Below are 1,051 nucleotides of genomic sequence, written 5' to 3' on the forward strand. Positions count from 1 at the left end.
GGCTTTGTTGCACAAATCGGGGTTTGAGCGCACTTCCCCATTCCCCGGACACACTTATCCTACGGGCTCTGTGACAGGTATGCCAAGAGCGGTGTAGCGGTTCAGCACCGCTATCCGGATCTGGAGCTCAGCGACCTGTCGGTCGAAGTCTCGGGCCATGAGGCCTTGGCCAAGGAGTTTGACGCAGTTCATCTTTGTTTCTGCGCGGCTTCGGCGGTGATAACCAGTCAACTTCCTCCAGAGCGCCCGCCCGAGATATTTGCAGGCGCTCACAGCTTCGTTTCGCGCGATAGCCCCTGCTGTGGTTGGCTTCCAAAGTTGGGCATTCTTACGCGGCGGGATGATGGCGGCGGCTCCCCGAGCGGCAATGGCATTGTGGCATTTTGCGCGTGTCATAGGCCCCATCAGCGGTCACCGTGGCAATCTCTTGTTCGGGCGGGATCTGTTCCAGCAGGTCGGGCAGCATCGGCGCGTCGCCGACACTGCTTGTCGTGACCCCAACTGCACGGATCTCCAGTGTTTCCTCGTCCATACCAAGATGGAGCTTGCGCCAAAGGCGCTTCTTCGGTCCGCCATGCTTACGGGCGTTCCACTCCCCTTCGCCTTCAGCCTTAATGCCTGTCGCATCGATCAGCAGATGCAGCGGCCCTGTGCCGCCCCGGTAGGCTATATTCACGCTCAGGGTCTTCTGACGGCGACACAGGGTGCTGTAATCGGGCACCGGCCAGTCAAGGCCGACCAGCTGAAGCAAGCTCGCGACAAAGCCCGTGGTCTGCCGCAATGGTAGCCCGAAGAGAACCTTCAGTGTCAGGCACACTTGGATGGCTGTATCGCTGAAACGTGGCTGCCGTCCACGCTTGCGGCTCGGCGCGGCTTCCCATGACATAGCCGGATCAAACCAGAGGGTCAGGGAACCGCGCTGCTTCAGCGCATCATTATAGGACGCCCAGTTCGTCGTCCTGTACTTCGTAGGGGACCAGCTGCTCATGCACGCCAGCTACCACTCTGGATTCAAACAGGGAATCCTCAATCCGATTTGTGCAACAAAGCC

The 1,051-nt window shown here is 59.6% G+C and carries 1 pseudogene; it reads right to left on the reverse strand.

Annotated elements, in window-relative coordinates:
• Nucleotides 1-54: 54 nt before the first annotated feature.
• Nucleotides 55-988: pseudogene (locus tag KO516_RS08255) on the reverse strand (IS5 family transposase).
• Nucleotides 989-1,051 lie beyond the last annotated feature (63 nt).

The organism is Citreicella sp. C3M06 (assembly GCF_018860705.1).
Classification (GTDB): Bacteria; Pseudomonadota; Alphaproteobacteria; order Rhodobacterales; family Rhodobacteraceae; genus Salipiger.